The sequence below is a fragment of the Lentzea sokolovensis genome (genome assembly GCF_033949975.1).
GTDB classification, from domain to species: Bacteria; Actinomycetota; Actinomycetes; order Mycobacteriales; family Pseudonocardiaceae; genus Lentzea; species Lentzea sokolovensis.
Genome location: NZ_JAXAVU010000008.1, coordinates 135,104 through 149,267, shown reverse-complemented (window position 1 = coordinate 149,267; position 14,164 = coordinate 135,104). Strand labels below are relative to the sequence as shown.

The 14,164-nt window shown below is 68.2% G+C and carries 14 protein-coding genes; 10 read left to right on the top strand and 4 right to left on the bottom strand.

The features are described 5' to 3' along the window. The first annotated feature begins 37 nt into the window (after window positions 1-37). Together SK854_RS15260 and SK854_RS15255 are read left to right on the top strand one after the other, a co-directional pair. Complete coding sequence (locus SK854_RS15260; protein ID WP_319975751.1) at window positions 38-925, top strand: aldose 1-epimerase family protein; 888 nt, start codon at window positions 38-40, stop codon at window positions 923-925. 55 nt (window positions 926-980) lie between these two features. Further along, entirely contained in the window at window positions 981-2,192 is a 1,212-nt protein-coding gene (locus tag SK854_RS15255) for an amidohydrolase (protein ID WP_319975750.1), read from the top strand. On the opposite strand, the gene SK854_RS15250 is transcribed toward SK854_RS15255, so the two are convergent. Continuing rightward, on the bottom strand, window positions 2,189-3,328 hold the full coding sequence (locus SK854_RS15250) for an acyl-CoA dehydrogenase family protein (RefSeq protein ID WP_319975749.1): 1,140 nt from the start codon (window positions 3,326-3,328) through the stop codon (window positions 2,189-2,191). The genes SK854_RS15255 and SK854_RS15250 overlap by 4 nt on opposite strands. After that, the gene (locus tag SK854_RS15245) at window positions 3,283-4,638 is read right to left on the bottom strand and encodes an RNA-guided endonuclease InsQ/TnpB family protein (protein ID WP_319975748.1); all 1,356 of its coding nucleotides are present in this window, start codon (window positions 4,636-4,638) and stop codon (window positions 3,283-3,285) included. The genes SK854_RS15250 and SK854_RS15245 overlap by 46 nt, the downstream gene beginning before the upstream one ends. A 155-nt stretch (window positions 4,639-4,793) precedes the next feature. Here SK854_RS15245 and SK854_RS15240 point away from each other — a divergent pair, with 155 nt between their 5' ends. The 5 genes from SK854_RS15240 (at window position 4,794) to SK854_RS15220 (ending at window position 9,494) form a co-directional block, all read left to right on the top strand. Further along, window positions 4,794-5,384 (top strand): TetR/AcrR family transcriptional regulator, encoded by a 591-nt coding sequence (locus SK854_RS15240; protein WP_319975747.1) that lies wholly within the window; start codon window positions 4,794-4,796, stop codon window positions 5,382-5,384. 5 nt (window positions 5,385-5,389) lie between these two features. Continuing rightward, window positions 5,390-6,322: a carbohydrate kinase family protein gene (locus SK854_RS15235; protein WP_319975746.1), complete on the top strand. Its 933-nt coding sequence runs from the start codon at window positions 5,390-5,392 to the stop codon at window positions 6,320-6,322. 225 nt (window positions 6,323-6,547) lie between these two features. Continuing rightward, window positions 6,548-7,861 (top strand): citrate synthase, encoded by a 1,314-nt coding sequence (locus SK854_RS15230; protein ID WP_090065417.1) that lies wholly within the window; start codon window positions 6,548-6,550, stop codon window positions 7,859-7,861. A 79-nt stretch (window positions 7,862-7,940) separates the two neighbouring features. After that, the gene (locus SK854_RS15225; RefSeq protein ID WP_319975745.1) at window positions 7,941-8,240 is read left to right on the top strand and encodes a hypothetical protein; all 300 of its coding nucleotides are present in this window, start codon (window positions 7,941-7,943) and stop codon (window positions 8,238-8,240) included. Window positions 8,241-8,246: 6 nt separating this feature from the next. After that, window positions 8,247-9,494, top strand: a complete 1,248-nt coding sequence (locus SK854_RS15220) for a cryptochrome/photolyase family protein (RefSeq protein WP_319975744.1) — start codon at window positions 8,247-8,249, stop codon at window positions 9,492-9,494. Here the strand turns inward: SK854_RS15220 and SK854_RS15215 are convergent. Together SK854_RS15215 and SK854_RS15210 are read right to left on the bottom strand one after the other, a co-directional pair. After that, window positions 9,484-10,665, bottom strand: coding sequence for an ABC transporter permease (locus SK854_RS15215; protein WP_319975743.1), 1,182 nt, complete (start codon window positions 10,663-10,665; stop codon window positions 9,484-9,486). The genes SK854_RS15220 and SK854_RS15215 overlap by 11 nt on opposite strands. Continuing rightward, window positions 10,662-11,570: an ABC transporter ATP-binding protein gene (locus tag SK854_RS15210; protein ID WP_319975742.1), complete on the bottom strand. Its 909-nt coding sequence runs from the start codon at window positions 11,568-11,570 to the stop codon at window positions 10,662-10,664. The genes SK854_RS15215 and SK854_RS15210 overlap by 4 nt, the downstream gene beginning before the upstream one ends. Before the next feature lie 129 nt (window positions 11,571-11,699). On the opposite strand from SK854_RS15210, the gene SK854_RS15205 reads away from it, so the two are divergent. The 3 genes from SK854_RS15205 to SK854_RS15195 are packed head-to-tail and all read left to right on the top strand — an operon-like array spanning window position 11,700 to window position 14,162. Beyond that, window positions 11,700-12,152, top strand: coding sequence for a YbaB/EbfC family nucleoid-associated protein (locus tag SK854_RS15205; protein ID WP_319975741.1), 453 nt, complete (start codon window positions 11,700-11,702; stop codon window positions 12,150-12,152). Between the two features lie 19 nt (window positions 12,153-12,171). Then, window positions 12,172-12,483: a hypothetical protein gene (locus tag SK854_RS15200; RefSeq protein WP_319975740.1), complete on the top strand. Its 312-nt coding sequence runs from the start codon at window positions 12,172-12,174 to the stop codon at window positions 12,481-12,483. Further along, entirely contained in the window at window positions 12,480-14,162 is a 1,683-nt protein-coding gene (locus tag SK854_RS15195) for a WXG100 family type VII secretion target (protein WP_319975739.1), read from the top strand. Before SK854_RS15200 ends, SK854_RS15195 begins: the two co-directional genes overlap by 4 nt. The last annotated feature ends 2 nt before the right edge of the window (window positions 14,163-14,164 follow it).

The window sequence follows — 14,164 nt, the reverse complement described above, 5'->3', positions numbered from 1 at the left end:
GGCAAATCCTTCCGCTGGCCCCGTAGGCTTCAGCCTCATGTTGGGGATCTCGTACGAGGGTGCCACCGCCGTGATCACGACTGTAGGCGCGGGCCTTCGGTCTTTCGAGGTGGACGGGGTTCCGTATGTGGAGACATTCGGTGAGGACGAGAAGCCGCCGATGAGCGCCGGGGCCGTGCTGGTGCCCTGGCCCAACCGGACCGCCGGTGCGTCTTGGGTCCTGGACGGGGTTCGGCAGCAGCTGGAGGTCACCGAGCCCGCTCGCGGGAACGCGATTCACGGGCTGCTTCGTCGTCGCCCGTGGACAGTTCTGGAGCACACCGGGTCGTTGGTGTCGTTGCGGGCGCTGATCGAGCCGCAGGCCGGGTGGCCTGCTGCTTTGGACGTCACGGTGTCCTACGCGCTGGATGATCGAGGACTGACGGTCACGCACGGGGTCACGAACGTGGGAGACGTGGCGACGCCGTTCGGTGTCGGCATGCATCCCTATCCGCGGGCCGGGAACGCCTCGACCGATTCGTGCACCTTGACGCTGGCCGCGACGACCGTGCTGCCGCTGGACACCGAGCGGATGGTGCCTTCGGGGGCAGCGCGGCCGGTGGAGGGGACCGAGTTCGACTTCCGGGAGGGGCGGGCGCTGGACGGGGTTCGGCTCGACACGCCGTTCGGAGGGTGCGAGCCGGGCCCGGACGGGCTGGTGCACCACACGCTCGCCTCGCCCGACGGTGGCGTCGAGGTGTGGGCGGATCCGGCGTTTCGGTGGGTTCAGGTCTACACGCCCGATTCGTACCCCGGCCGGGGCCGGGCCGTCGCCGTCGAACCGATGACCTGCCCGCCGGACGCCCTGAACTCCGGAGTGGACCTGATCCGGGTCTCTCCCGGGGAGTCCTGGGGCGCGCGGTGGGGGATTCGGCCGTTGAGCTGACCCGCCAGGTTCTCGGGGTGGCCGACGGCCCCGGCAACCGTTAGCGTTGCTAACCATGAACATCGCGATCACCGGGGGCTACGTCGTGCCCGTCGACGGCGAGCCCGTCGAAGGCGGCACTGTCCTCATCCAGGACGGGAAGATCGTCGCGGTCGGTGCGGACGTCGACATTCCGGACGGCGTCGAGGTCGTCGACGCGGACGGGGCCTGGGTGCTGCCCGGCTTCGTCGAGGCGCACGGGCACATCGGCGTCCACGAGGAGGCCGAGGGGTGGGCCGGCCAGGACACCAACGAGATGACCGATCCCGTCGGTGCCCGGATGCGGGCGCTCGACGCGATCAACCCCGCCGACCTCGGGTTCGGTGACGCGCTCAGCGGCGGTGTCACGACCGCGGTGATCAAGCCGGGCTCCGGCAACCCCATCGGCGGCCAGACGGTCGCGGTGAAGTGCTGGGGGCGGACCGTCGACGAGATGCTCGTCAGGGAACCGGTCAGCGTGAAGAGCGCGCTGGGCGAGAACCCGAAGCGGGTCTACGGCGACAAGGGCAAGCTGCCGTCCACGCGGCAGGGCGTCGCGGCGGTCATCCGGGACGAGCTGACCAAGGCGCAGGACTACCTGGCCAAGAAGGCCGAGGCCGAAGCCGACGGCAAGGCGTTCGACCGCAACACCACGCTGGAGATCCTGGGCAAGGTCCTCAGTGGCGAGCTGCCGTGGTGCCAGCACGCGCACCGGGCCGACGACATCGCCACGGCGATCAGGTTGTCGGAGGAGTTCGGGTACAGGCTGATCCTCAACCACGGCACCGAGGGCCACCTGATCGCGGACGTCATCGCGGACAAGCAGATCCCGGTGATCATCGGGCCGCTGTTCACCACCCGGTCCAAAGTGGAGCTTCGGAACCGGGGCCTGCGCAACCCCGGCATCCTGGCGCGGGCAGGCGTGGAACTGGCGATCACGACCGACCACCCCGTCGTGCCGATCAACTTCCTGGTGCACCAGGCCACCCTGGCGGTGAAGGAAGGACTGGACAGCGACGTCGCGCTGCGGTCGATCACGACGAACCCGGCGCGGATCATGGGGCTGGACGACCGGGTCGGAGCGCTGAAGCCCGGACTGGACGGCGACGTGGTGATCTGGTCGGGGGACCCGCTCGACGTGATGAGCCGGGCGCTGCACGTCTTCGTCGAGGGTCGCGAGGTCTACACGTTCGACGAGCGCAAGGGTGAAGGGGTCGTCGCCGACCCCTTCTACCGGGAGAGCGTCTAGCGCAAGCCCCTGCCGATGACGAGGCGCTGGATCTGGTTGGTGCCCTCGAAGATCTGCAGGACCTTGGCCTCGCGCATGTAGCGCTCGACCGGGAAGTCGCGGGTGTAGCCCGCGCCGCCGAGCACCTGAACGGCGTCGGTCGTCACCTTCATCGCCGCGTCCGTGGCGATGAGCTTGGCGATCGACGCCTGCTGGCGGAACGGCAGCCCGCGGTCGCGGCGGCGCGCGGCCGAGATGTAGGTGGCGCGGGCCGACTCGACGGCCGCGGCCATGTCCGCCAGGAGGAACTCCAGGCCCTGGAACTCGATGATCGGGCGGCCGAACTGCGTGCGGGTCTTGGCGTAGGCGACCGCCTCGTCGAGGGCGGCCTGGGCCAGGCCCACCGCGCAGGCGGCGATGCCGAGACGGCCGGAGTCCAAAGCGGACAGTGCGATCTTGAGGCCGTCGCCCTCGTTGCCGATCAGGCGGTCGGTGCCGAAGCGCACGTCGTCGAACGCCAGCTGCGCGGTGATGGAGCCGGTCAGGCCCATCTTGCGTTCCGGCGTGGCGGCGACGATGCCCTGGGCCTCACCGGGGGCGAGGAAGCAGGAGATGCCGCGGCCCGCGTCGGGGGACGTGCGGGCCATCAGGGTGTAGAAGTCGGCGGCGCCGGCGTGCGTGATCCACGCCTTGGTGCCGTTCACGACGTACTCGGAGCCCTTGCGGACGGCCCTGGTCGACATGGCCGCCGGGTCCGAGCCCGCCTGGACCTCGGAGAGGGCGTAGCCGCCGAGCAGTTCGCCTTCGAGCATCTCGGGCAGCCAGCGGTCCTGCTGTTCGCGGGTGCCGAAGGTGGCCAGGCCGTAGCAGGACATCACGTGCACGGAGAGGCCCACGGCGACCGTCATCCACGCGGAGGCGACCTCTTCCAGTGCCTGCAGGTAGACCTCGTAGGGCTGCTCGCCGCCGCCGAACTCCTCGGGGTACGGCAGGCCGAGCAGACCTGACCTGCCCAGCAGGCGGAACGCGTCGCGGGGGAACTTCTCGTTCTCCTCCGCGTCCGCGGCGTGGGGCTTCAGTTCGTCCCGCGCGATCTCCTTGACCAGCGCGATCAGGTCCTCGGCCTCTTGCGTGGGGAGCAACCGCTCGGCGGGCATCGTCGACCTCCGGTGTGTACTGGTAGCTGTACTCTAGTGCGTTGTGCAGTACAGCAGCCAGTGAATGTGGCAGGGTCGTCACTTGGCTTCCTGTGCCTCGTGAACGAGGACGTCCTACGGCTCACGCCGCGGGGTTTCTGCTTCGTCACCGACTGCCCGCCCGGAGTACTCCGTTGAGGTCTTACGTCGGCTCCACAGACCGACACCGCCAGCCCGGCGGCCAGAATGTTGCGTGCGGCGTTCACGTCCCGGTCATGGGTCGCACCGCAGACACAGGTCCACGTGCGCACCCGCAGCGGCATCGCCGCCGCGAGCGCGCCGCAGGCCGAGCACAGCTTGGACGACGGGAACCAGCGATCAACAGTGATCAGGTCCCGTCCGTACCAGGCTGCCTTGTATTCGAGCATGGTTCGGAACTGTCGCCAGCCCGCGTCGCTGATGGCGCGGGCGAGCCTCCGGTTCCTGACCATGTTGGACACGGTCAGGTCCTCGACCACGAGCGTTTGGTTCTCGCGCACGAGCCGAGTGGTGATCTTGTGCAGGGAGTCCTGCCGTCGGTCGGAGATCTTGGCGTGGATGCGGGCGACCTTGACGCGGGCTTTGGCCCGGTTGTTGCTGCCGTTCTGCTTGCGGCACAGGGCCCGCTGAGCCTTGACCAGACGTTTCCGTTCGCAGCGTTCGTGTCGCGGGTTGGAGATCCTCTCCCCGGTCGACAGGGTCAGCAGGTGGTCGAGACCGGCGTCGATGCCCACCGCCGACCCGGCGGTGGGAAGCGCCGTCACCCCGGGGTCCTCGCACAGCAAAGACACGAACCATCGCCCGGCCGAGTCCCGCGACACGGTCACCCTGGAAGGCGCCGCTCCCTCGGGCAGCGGCCGCGACCACACGATGTCGAGCGGCTCGGTCATCTTCGCCAGCGTCACCACGCCGTCACGGAACCGGAACGCCGAGCAGGTGTACTCCGCCGACGAGCGGGACTTCTTGCGCGACTTGAACCTGGGGTACCGGGTGCGTCCGGCCCAGAAGCTGGTGAACGCGGTCTGGAGGTGTCGCAGCGTTTGCTGCAGTGGTACGCAGGACACCTCGCCCAGGAAGGCCAGATCCCCGGTCTTCTTCCACTCGGTCAACATGGCCGATGTGGTGTTGTAGCTGACCCGCTGCTGGCGCAGCGTCCACGCTTCCGTGCGCGCCTGCAACGCCAGGTTGTACACCTTGCGGACACACCCGAACGTGCGCGACAGCTCCGCAGCCTGCGATGCTGTCGGGTAGAAGCGGTATTTGAACGCCCGCTTGACGGGTCCAAACGACACGGCTCACACGGTACTGGTTGTGAACGTGCGGCAAAGGTGTCATACGAGCGCAGCGATTCAGCCTTGGCTGCCGATCGCCGCACCTCGCCCTGCTCCGCAGGGCGTTCGTTTTCTCGCCGGCCTGAAGGCCCAGGTACCCACGAAAGAAGTTCAGAATGACGCGGGCGCTCACGCAGCGGCAGGCCGAGCTGCTCACCCGGTTGGAGGCGTTGTTCCTCACCGAGGGCTTCGGACATCTCACCCTGGATGACATCGCGGGCAGGCTGCACTGCTCGAAATCGACGCTGTACGCCCTCGCCGGCAGCAAGGAACAGCTGGCGGTCAGGGTCGTCGGCCGGTACTTCAAGGGCGCGGCCGAGCGCATCGAGAAGCGCATCGCGGGCCTCAGCGACGTGCGCAAACGCATCGGCAGCTACCTCGCGGGCGCGGCGGAGGAGCTGAACAAGGCCTCGGCGGCGTTCATCGCGGACGTGTCGGACTTCCCACCCACCCGCGCGACGTACGAACGCAACGCGCGCGCCGCGGCCGAGCGCATCAAGGCGTTCATCCAGGACGGCGTCGAGCGGCACGTGTTCCGCGAGGTGCACGCCACGTTGTTCGCCGAGATGGCCGGTCTGCTCATCGAGAGCATCCAGACCGGTGTCCTCACGAAACGGGCAGGCGTTTCGGACGCTGAGGCGTTCACCGCACTGGGCGAACTGTTGTTGGATGGGCTCCAGCGGAGTGGTGCTTCCCAGAAGGAGTAGAGCGCGTGATCGTGGTTGCTGGTGAGGCCCTGGTCGACATGGTGCCGGTGGGGGACGACGAGCTCACGCCGCTCGCGCCCAAGCTGGGCGGCGGACCGTACAACGTGGCCGTCGCGCTCGGCCGGCTCGACGTGCCGACGGGCTTCCTGTCGCGCGTCTCGACCGACCACTTCGGCGAGCAGCTGATCAAACGGCTGCACGCCTCGAAGGTCGCCACGGATCTGGTCCAACGTGGACAGGAGAACACCACGCTCGCCGTCGTCGGGCTGGCCGACGACGGGTCGGCGCGCTACTCGTTCTACGTCGACGGCACCGCCGACCGGCTCGTCGAGGACCCCGGTCCGCTGCCCGCCGGGACGAAGGCCGTGTCGTTCGGCACGTTGTCGTTGGTGCTGGAGCCCGGTGCCTCGGTCTACGAGACGGTGCTGCGACGCGAGAGCAAGCGCTTGCTCACAGTGCTCGACCCCAACATCCGGGCAGGCCTGATCCACGATCCGGGCGCATACCGGGCGCGTTTCCGGTCGTGGCTGCCGGACGTCGGGCTGTTGAAGGCGTCCGTCGAGGACGCGCGGTGGCTCGCCGAGGACGGCGACGTGATCGAGATCGCAAGGACGTGGATTTCACAGGGACCCGCCGCCGTCGTCCTGACGAAAGGTGGCGAAGGTCTGTCAGTGATCACCGCCACCGGACAGGTCGACGTGCCACCCGTGAAGGTGGACGTGGTCGACACGATCGGGGCGGGCGACACGGTGCAAGGCGCCCTGCTCGCGTGGCTGCACGACCACGATGCGTTGAGCGCAGAGAAGATCCGCGGGCTCTCCACGGATGAATGGACCGCCGCATTGACGTATGCCGGTGCGGCCGCCGCGATCACATGTTCCCGTGCGGGTGCCGAACCGCCCTTTGCGAGCGAACTCACCGCCGCGTTGGGTGGATAAAACGGAGGATCGGACTACCGTGGGGTAGCCGCGCTAGAAACTGGCATTGCGAATGTGATGCCGGTCCCATCTCTCAGAATCGGTTCACACCGCTGCTGCGAGGCGGGCCTTCCGCCGACTAGCGTGAGTGGACTTGAAGACTCAGATCCCAACGGGGTGGTCCGAGACGACGGCTGGCCCAGCGTGGCCTGCCGCCACCCCGTCCGAGCGTTGAGAGGGACTTGAATGCCCGACGCGACGACTGCGCCGACCGACCCACAGACCGTCGCGCTGCGCCACGGGGACGCAGAGCTCGAGATGAAGGTGGTGCGGGCGTCCGAAGGCGCGTCCGGCATCGATCTCGGCAAGCTGCTGTCGACCACCGGTCTGGTAACCCTGGACACCGGTTTCGTCAACACGGCCTCCTGCTCCTCCGAGATCACCTACATCGACGGTGACGCTGGAATTCTGCGTTACCGCGGGTACCCGATCGAGCAGTTGGCCGCGCGTTCGAACTTCGCGGAGGTCAGCTACCTCCTGATCTACGGTGAGCTGCCGACCGCCGCCCAGCTCGAGGACTTCACCTCCAAGATCAGCAGGCACACGCTGCTGCACGAGGACCTCAAGCGCTTCTTCGACGGCTTCCCGCGCGACGCGCACCCGATGCCGGTGCTCTCCTCCGCGGTGTCCGCGCTGTCGACCTTCTACCAGGACTCGCTGTCGCCGTTCGACGCGAACCAGGTGGAGATCTCCACGATCCGCCTTCTCGCCAAGCTGCCGACCATCGCGGCCTACGCGTACAAGAAGTCGGTCGGCCAGCCGTTCCTCTACCCGGACAACTCGCTTGGCCTGGTGGAGAACTTCCTGCGGATGACCTTCGGGTTCCCGGCGGAGGCCTACGACCTCGACCCGGACCTGGTCCGCGCCCTCGACCTGCTCTTCATCTTGCACGCCGACCACGAGCAGAACTGCTCCACGTCGACCGTGCGCCTGGTCGGCTCCTCCGAGGCGAACCTCTTCGCGTCCATCTCCGCGGGCATCAACGCCCTGTTCGGCCCGCTGCACGGCGGCGCGAACAGCGCGGTGCTGGAGATGCTGGAGAAGATCAAGAACGACGGCGGCGACGTGCAGTCGTTCGTCAACAAGGTGAAGAACAAGGAGGACGGCGTCCGCCTGATGGGCTTCGGCCACCGGGTCTACAAGAACTACGACCCGCGCGCCGCGATCATCAAGAAGACGGCCGACGAGATCCTCGGCAAGCTCGGCGCCGACGACCAGCTGCTCGACATCGCGAAGCAGCTGGAAGAAGCCGCTCTGAGCGACGACTACTTCATCTCCCGCAAGCTCTACCCGAACGTGGACTTCTACACGGGTCTGATCTACCGGGCGATGGGCTTCCCGACCAAGTTCTTCACCGTGCTGTTCGCGCTCGGCCGGCTCCCCGGCTGGATCGCGCACTGGCGCGAGATGATCAACGACCCGGCCACGAAGATCGGCCGTCCGCGGCAGATCTACACCGGCCCGACGGAGCGCGACTTCATCGCGATGGAAAACCGCTGATCACGGGCTAGTTCTTCTCATAGGCCGAAGGCGCGTCACCCGCTGGGTGGCGCGCCTTCGCGCTGTTTCAGGGGGAGTGGTGTCCGAGACGCTGGAACAGCTGTACGCGGCTCACGTGGAGCGGCCGTTTCCGCCCCGCTTGCGTTCGGTGGACGTGGCCGATGTCTGGTTCGTGCTGCTGGACGCGGACATCGCGGCCTGTGCGCAGGTCGTGCTCCGCGGCGGAGGCCTCGACTCGAAGCGGGCCGCCGTGCTCGCGCGGCATCGCGCGGACCTCGAGTTGGTGTTGCCGCTGCTCACCGACTCGCGCGAGGTTGCCTACGCGATCGGGTTACAGGCGCTCGCCGTTCGTTGTGCAGACCCGTCCCGCTCGCTTTAGCGTCGAGTGGTGAGTTCTTCCCCGTCGCTCGTCTGGTTCCGCCGCGATTTGCGGACATCCGATCATCCCGCCATTCTCGCCGCCGCGGAAAGATCACCTCGCGCACTCGCGTTGTTCGTTCTCGACGACAGGTTGCTGAAACCGTCCGGCCAGCCGCGAATCGATTTCCTGCACCGCTGTTTGCACGCGTTGAACGACGAGCTGGGCGGCCGGTTGATGGTCGTGCACGGCGATCCGGTGAAGACGGTTCCGCGCGTCGCGAAGGAAATCGGCTCGGAGAGCGTCCACATCACCGCGGACTGCGCGCCGTACGGACGTGAGAGGGACGAAGCCGTCGAGGAAGCGTTGGGGGACATCGAACTCGTCCGTTCCGGCTCGCCCTACGCCGTGACGCCGGGCCGGGTGCGCAAGCAGGACGGCACGCCGTTCAAGGTCTTCACGCCGTTCCGCAACGCCTGGCTGGACCACGGCTGGCGCAAGCCCGCGGACACCGACGCGTCCACTCTGGACTGGATCGAACCGAAGCACAGCACGAAGATCCCGGCCGTCGAGGAGAAACTGCCGGACGCCTTGAAGCTCTGGGAGGAGTTCCGCGACGAACGCCTGGAGGACTACGACACCACCCGCGACCGCCCCGACATGGACGCGACCAGCAGGATGTCGGCGTTCCTGAGGTGGGGCGTGCTGCACCCGCGGACGCTGCTGCAGGACTGTGACGGAACGTTCCGCAGCGAGCTCGCCTGGCGTGAGTTCTACGCCGACGTGCTGTGGCACAAGCCGGAGACCGCGCGGGAGAACTACGACCGCAGGTTCGACCGCATGGAACACGACGACGACAAGGAGCTGTTCGAGGCCTGGAAGGAAGGGCACACCGGCTTCCCGATCGTCGACGCCGGCATGCGGCAGCTGCTGCAGGAAGGGTTCATGCACAACCGGGTGCGCATGATCGTCGCGAGCTTCCTGGTCAAGGACCTGCACCTGCCGTGGTGGTGGGGCGCGCGGCACTTCATGCAGCACCTGATCGACGGCGACATCGCCTCGAACCAGCACAACTGGCAGTGGGTCGCGGGCAGCGGTACGGACGCCTCGCCGTTCTTCCGCGTCTTCAACCCCATGACACAGGCCAAGAAGTTCGACCCGGACGGCGCCTACGTGCGCAAGTACGCGCCGGACTCGCCGGACCTGACGCCGATCGTCGATCACGCGGTCGAACGCCAGGTGGCGCTCGACCGCTACCAGGCCATCAAAGCTTGAGCGCCTCGCGGAGCTTGACGCGAGCGCCGGTCCGCAGCACGGCGTTCGCGTAGACCTTCCCGCCCAGCCACGTGATCGCCGCGATGGCGAGCAGGGCCAGCACGACCGAGAGCACCACCTGCCAGGCCGGGGCGACACCCAGTGCCATCCGTCCCGGCATCAGGATCGGGGCGAACGGCGGCAGCATCGACAGCACCGTCACGGTGGGACCGGACGGACTGCCGATCATCAGGTTGATGCCGGCCACGAACGCCACGATGATCGTCATGCTGATCGGCGTCAGCACCGACTGCAGTTCCTCCTGCCGCGACACCAGCGACGCGGCCGCCGCGAACACGGTGGCGTACAGGAAGAAACCGAGCAGGTACCAGAGCACACCGGTCAGCAGGGCCGCACCGCCGAGTGCGCCGACGTCCACGACGTCGAAGGCGGACGACAACCCGAGACCGACGGTGGAGATCACCAGCAACTGGAGCAGGCCGACCGCGCCGAGCCCGATCACCTTGCCCAGCAACAACTGCCACGGCCGCACGGTCGCGAGCAGGATCTCCACGACCCGGCTCGACTTCTCCTCGACCACGCCCTGCGCGACCATCGTGCCGTAGACCAGCAGCGAGTAGTACAGCAGCGCGGCCACGATCAACCCGATCGCGAGGCGCTGACCTCGTTGCGGGTCAACGGGTTCCAGCGCGGTGACGTCCACCTTGACGTTCGCGAGGCTCTGCGCGACCTCCTGCGGGGTGGTGCCCGACTCGGCGAGTTGCGCGATCAGCACCTGCTGCCGCAGCACGTCGTTCAACGCCGTCGTCAGGATCTCGTCGCCGGAGCCCTTGACGATCATCTTCAGCTCCGGCGGCGCACCGGTCACCAGGGCGTCCAGTCCGCCGTCGCGGACCTCCTGCTCGGCGTTGCCCGCCGTCGTGACGTCACGGGTCTCCAGGTCGATGCCGAAGGCCCTCGCCTTCTCCCGCAACGGATCCGCGAGCTGCGTCGCCTGGCCGCTCAACCCGACGACACTGCGCTGCTGGTCGTCGAACAGGACCGACTGCAGCACCACGTACCCGGCGAGCACGGCGATGATCACCGCCGTGCCGATCAGGAACGACCTGGTGCGGACCTTCGTGACGAACTCGCGCTTGGCCACCAACGAAACAGCTCGGGCCGACGTCATGCGCTCCTGCCCTCGGTGGTCACCACGTTGCGGAACAGCTCGGTCAGCGACGGGCGCTGCCGGGAGAACTCGTGCACGGGACCTGCCGCGAGTGCCGCGTGCAGCACCGCCTGGTCGTCCACGCCGTCGGCGAGTTCGAGCACGCAGCGCGTCCCGTTCTTCTCGATCACCCGCACACCGTCCAGACTGGCAGTCCACCCGGTCGTTGGCGACTCCACGACCAGACGCGGGGTGCCACCCGACCGGAGTTCGTCCACCGTTCCGACCGCGACCATCGAACCGGCGCTGACGATGCCGACCCGGTCGCACAGCCGTTCCACCAGGTCGAGCTGGTGGCTCGAGAACACCACGGGCACCCCGGCGGACGCCTTCTCGCGCAGCACCTGGCTCATCACGTCCACCGCCACCGGGTCGAGACCGGAGAACGGCTCGTCGAGCACCAGCACGTCCGGCTCGTGCACCAGCGCGGCGGCCAGCTGGACGCGCTGCTGGTTGCCGAGGCTCAGCCGCTGCACCTCGTCCGCGCGGCGATCGCGCAGCCCGAGGCGCGCGATCCAGTTCTCCGCGCTCGTGTGGGCCTCGTTGGTGCTCATGCCGTGCAGCTCGGCCAGGTAGACGAGCTGGTCGAGCACCTTCATGCGCGGGTAGAGACCGCGCTCCTCCGGCATGTAGCCGATCCGGCGCCGGGTGTCGAGGTCGACGGTTCTGCCGTTCCACCGCACCTCGCCGGAGTCGGCCGAGAGCACGCCCAGCGCGATGCGCATGGTCGTGGTCTTCCCGGCGCCGTTGCTTCCGACGAATCCGAAGAGCTCGCCGGCGCGCACGTCGAAAGACATGTCCCGCAGGGCGACGACCTCCCCGTAGCGCTTGGAGACCGCGTCGATCTCCAGCACTCCCTCAGGCACGGTGAACCCCTTCGTTAGCCCGGATGGCGGTAATCGGACTGAAAGTATCGGTGAGCAGGGAACGAGTGAAACGATACGGGCGTCTACGGCGAATCGAACGAACGACCAATTCACTCAACGGGGGTGACCATGCAGCCCATTGACCCCGATCAGTGGCTCAAGCAGTACGGGGCCAAGATCGAGCAGGCCAAACAGCACGCCGAGCAGGCCCGCGACCAGCTCGGTGGTGTGGGTGGCAGCGCCAGCTCGCCAGACGGCCTGATCACGGTGACAGTTAACGCCACGGGCGTGCTGACCGATCTCCAGATCAAGCCGGAAGCCCGCGGCATGGACCCCAGCGAGATCGCCTCAGCCGTGCTCACGGCCTCCGCCAAGGCCCAGCGTGACGCCTCCGGGCGTGTCGTGCAGATCATGACGGACTTCGTCGGCGACAGCCCCGCTCTCGAGTTCGTGAAGGCGCAGATGCCGAACGGATACAAGGGCGACGGAACCGACGAGGAAGAACCGAAGTCGGAGTTGGAGCGCAAGGACGTGCGGCCCGACGACGAGTACTTCACCAACCCGCCCGACGTCATGGCCTGAGTGCAGGAGGGGGTTAGGCATGCAGCAGCAGCACTTCAACATCGACCTCGATGAGCTGAGAACCCACGCCGCCAGCGTGGACCGGCTCATGGAACGGATGCGCAAGGCCACCGAGACGTGCGATCCGGGTGCCCTCACGACTGAGGCGTTCGGCATCTTCCTCGGGTTCCTGGCGTCGAAGGTCCTGCAGGAGGCCGGTCTGTCGCAGGACGGGCTGGGCAAGGCCGCGAACTCGCTGATGGACATGGCGAGCGGCCTCAAGCAGACCGTCGAGCAGTACGAGCAGGTCGACCTCGACAACATGTTCGGCTTCAAGGGAGGCCGGGGATGAACGCCCCTGCGACGCAGTCCAGCAGCGGTGACACCGCGCAGCTGTTCAACAACGTCTCGAACGCCTACAAGTCCATCGAGAGCGGCGACTGGGTCAGCGGCGGCCTCGGCATCGCGAACGCGGCCATGAGCATGGTCGGCAACGGCTCGAACCCCCTCAGCGGCTTCCTCTCCGCCGGCTTCAGCTGGGCCATCCAGCACGTCGACTTCCTGCGCGAACCGTTCGACGTCCTGCTCGGCAGCCCCGAGTCCATCGCCAAGATGTCCGAGTCGTTCAAGAGCGCGGGCAAGCAGGTCAAGGACATCGCGACCGAGTACGAGAAGATCTGCGTCTCGCAGACCCGCGAGTGGCAGGGCAGGGCGGCCGACGGCTACCGCGCCGCCGCCAAGCGGCACGCGACCGGCCTGGAGACCCTCGCGAAGTCGGTCGACGGCATCTCGGGCGCGGTCAAGGGCGCCGGCGAACTGGTCGGCACCGTCCGCAAGATGATCATGGATCTGATCAGCCAGGCCGTGTCCGACATGGTCATGAAGATCATCCAGTGGCTCGCGGCCTCGTTCCTGACCTTCGGCGCGGCCATCGCGGGCGCGATCGCGGACATCGTCACGACCGCGGTCAACTACGCGAAGAAGCTCTCCGACTTCCTGCAGAAGCTCGTCGGCTCCGTGCAGAAGCTGATGAACCTGATCAAGTCGGTCTCGCAGATCGCCAAGGCCGCCGAGACGATCATCGACGCGATCTCCACGATGGCGAACCAGGGCAAGGGCGGCGGTGGCGGCGCTCCCGTCCGGAACACCGCCGGTGGCTTCGACGGCATCCGCGCCGACGACCAGAGCCGTGCGTCCGGCGGTGCGGGTGGCACGTTCACCAGCGGCGCGAACCCCGGCTACGCGGGTGGCGGGCCCAACGTCGCCGACGGCCTGGGCAACACCCGGCCCGCGTACGCGGGCAGCGGCAACACGGGTGGCTACCAGGGCCCGTACGGCCAGGGACCCGGCGTGGGCGCCGGTCCTGCCGTGACTCCCGTCTACACGCCTCCTGGAGGCCAGGGCGGTGGCGCGGGTGGTGGCGGGGGTCAGTACCTGCCCGGACCCGGTACCGGCTCCGGTGCGGGCGGTGGCGCGGGTACCGGTACCGGTACGGGTCGCTGGGTTCCCGGTCACTGGGAGCCCGGCACGACCACGACGGCCGGTGGCAACGCCACGACCAAGCCTCCGTCGTTCGGCGCCACGCCGACCACGTCGAACGCCGACTGGTACCGGCCGCCGACGACCGACCACGCCGCGACCGCTGCCTCGGGCGGCGCTGGTGGTGGTGGCGGTGGCGGTGCCCCCAAGGGCATGGGCGGCGGCGGAGGTGGCGGCATGCCCGCCGGCTTCGGCGGTGGCCCGGCCGGTGGCGGTGGCGCCGGTGGGACCTCGGCCACGCAGTTCGGTGGCGCGGCCGGCGTCATGGCGGCCGGCAGCGGCAACGCTCCCGCCGCTCCCGCGGCCGCCGCTGGTGGCGCCCCTCGCGGTGGCGCTGGTGGCGCAGGCATGGGCGGCATGATGGGTGGCGCTCCGATGGCCGGTGGCGCCGGTCAGCAGGGCGGCAGCAACGAGCACAAGCGGAAGGTCCGGATCGAGGGCGAGGCCCTGGTCGATCCGCCGAAGGCCGCGAAGCCGGTCATCGGCGAGTGACC

Excerpts from the sequence above, each read along its gene's own strand:
- SK854_RS15260 (WP_319975751.1), top strand. The coding sequence starts at position 38 with ATGTTGGGGATCTCGTACGAGGGTGCCACCGCCGTGATCACGACTGTA.
- SK854_RS15255 (WP_319975750.1), top strand. The coding sequence starts at position 981 with ATGAACATCGCGATCACCGGGGGCTACGTCGTGCCCGTCGACGGCGAG.
- SK854_RS15250 (WP_319975749.1), bottom strand. The coding sequence starts at position 3,328 with ATGCCCGCCGAGCGGTTGCTCCCCACGCAAGAGGCCGAGGACCTGATC.
- SK854_RS15240 (WP_319975747.1), top strand. The coding sequence starts at position 4,794 with ATGACGCGGGCGCTCACGCAGCGGCAGGCCGAGCTGCTCACCCGGTTG.
- SK854_RS15230 (WP_090065417.1), top strand. The coding sequence starts at position 6,548 with ATGCCCGACGCGACGACTGCGCCGACCGACCCACAGACCGTCGCGCTG.
- SK854_RS15215 (WP_319975743.1), bottom strand. The coding sequence starts at position 10,665 with ATGACGTCGGCCCGAGCTGTTTCGTTGGTGGCCAAGCGCGAGTTCGTC.
- SK854_RS15205 (WP_319975741.1), top strand. The coding sequence starts at position 11,700 with ATGCAGCCCATTGACCCCGATCAGTGGCTCAAGCAGTACGGGGCCAAG.
- SK854_RS15200 (WP_319975740.1), top strand. The coding sequence starts at position 12,172 with ATGCAGCAGCAGCACTTCAACATCGACCTCGATGAGCTGAGAACCCAC.
- SK854_RS15195 (WP_319975739.1), top strand. The coding sequence starts at position 12,480 with ATGAACGCCCCTGCGACGCAGTCCAGCAGCGGTGACACCGCGCAGCTG.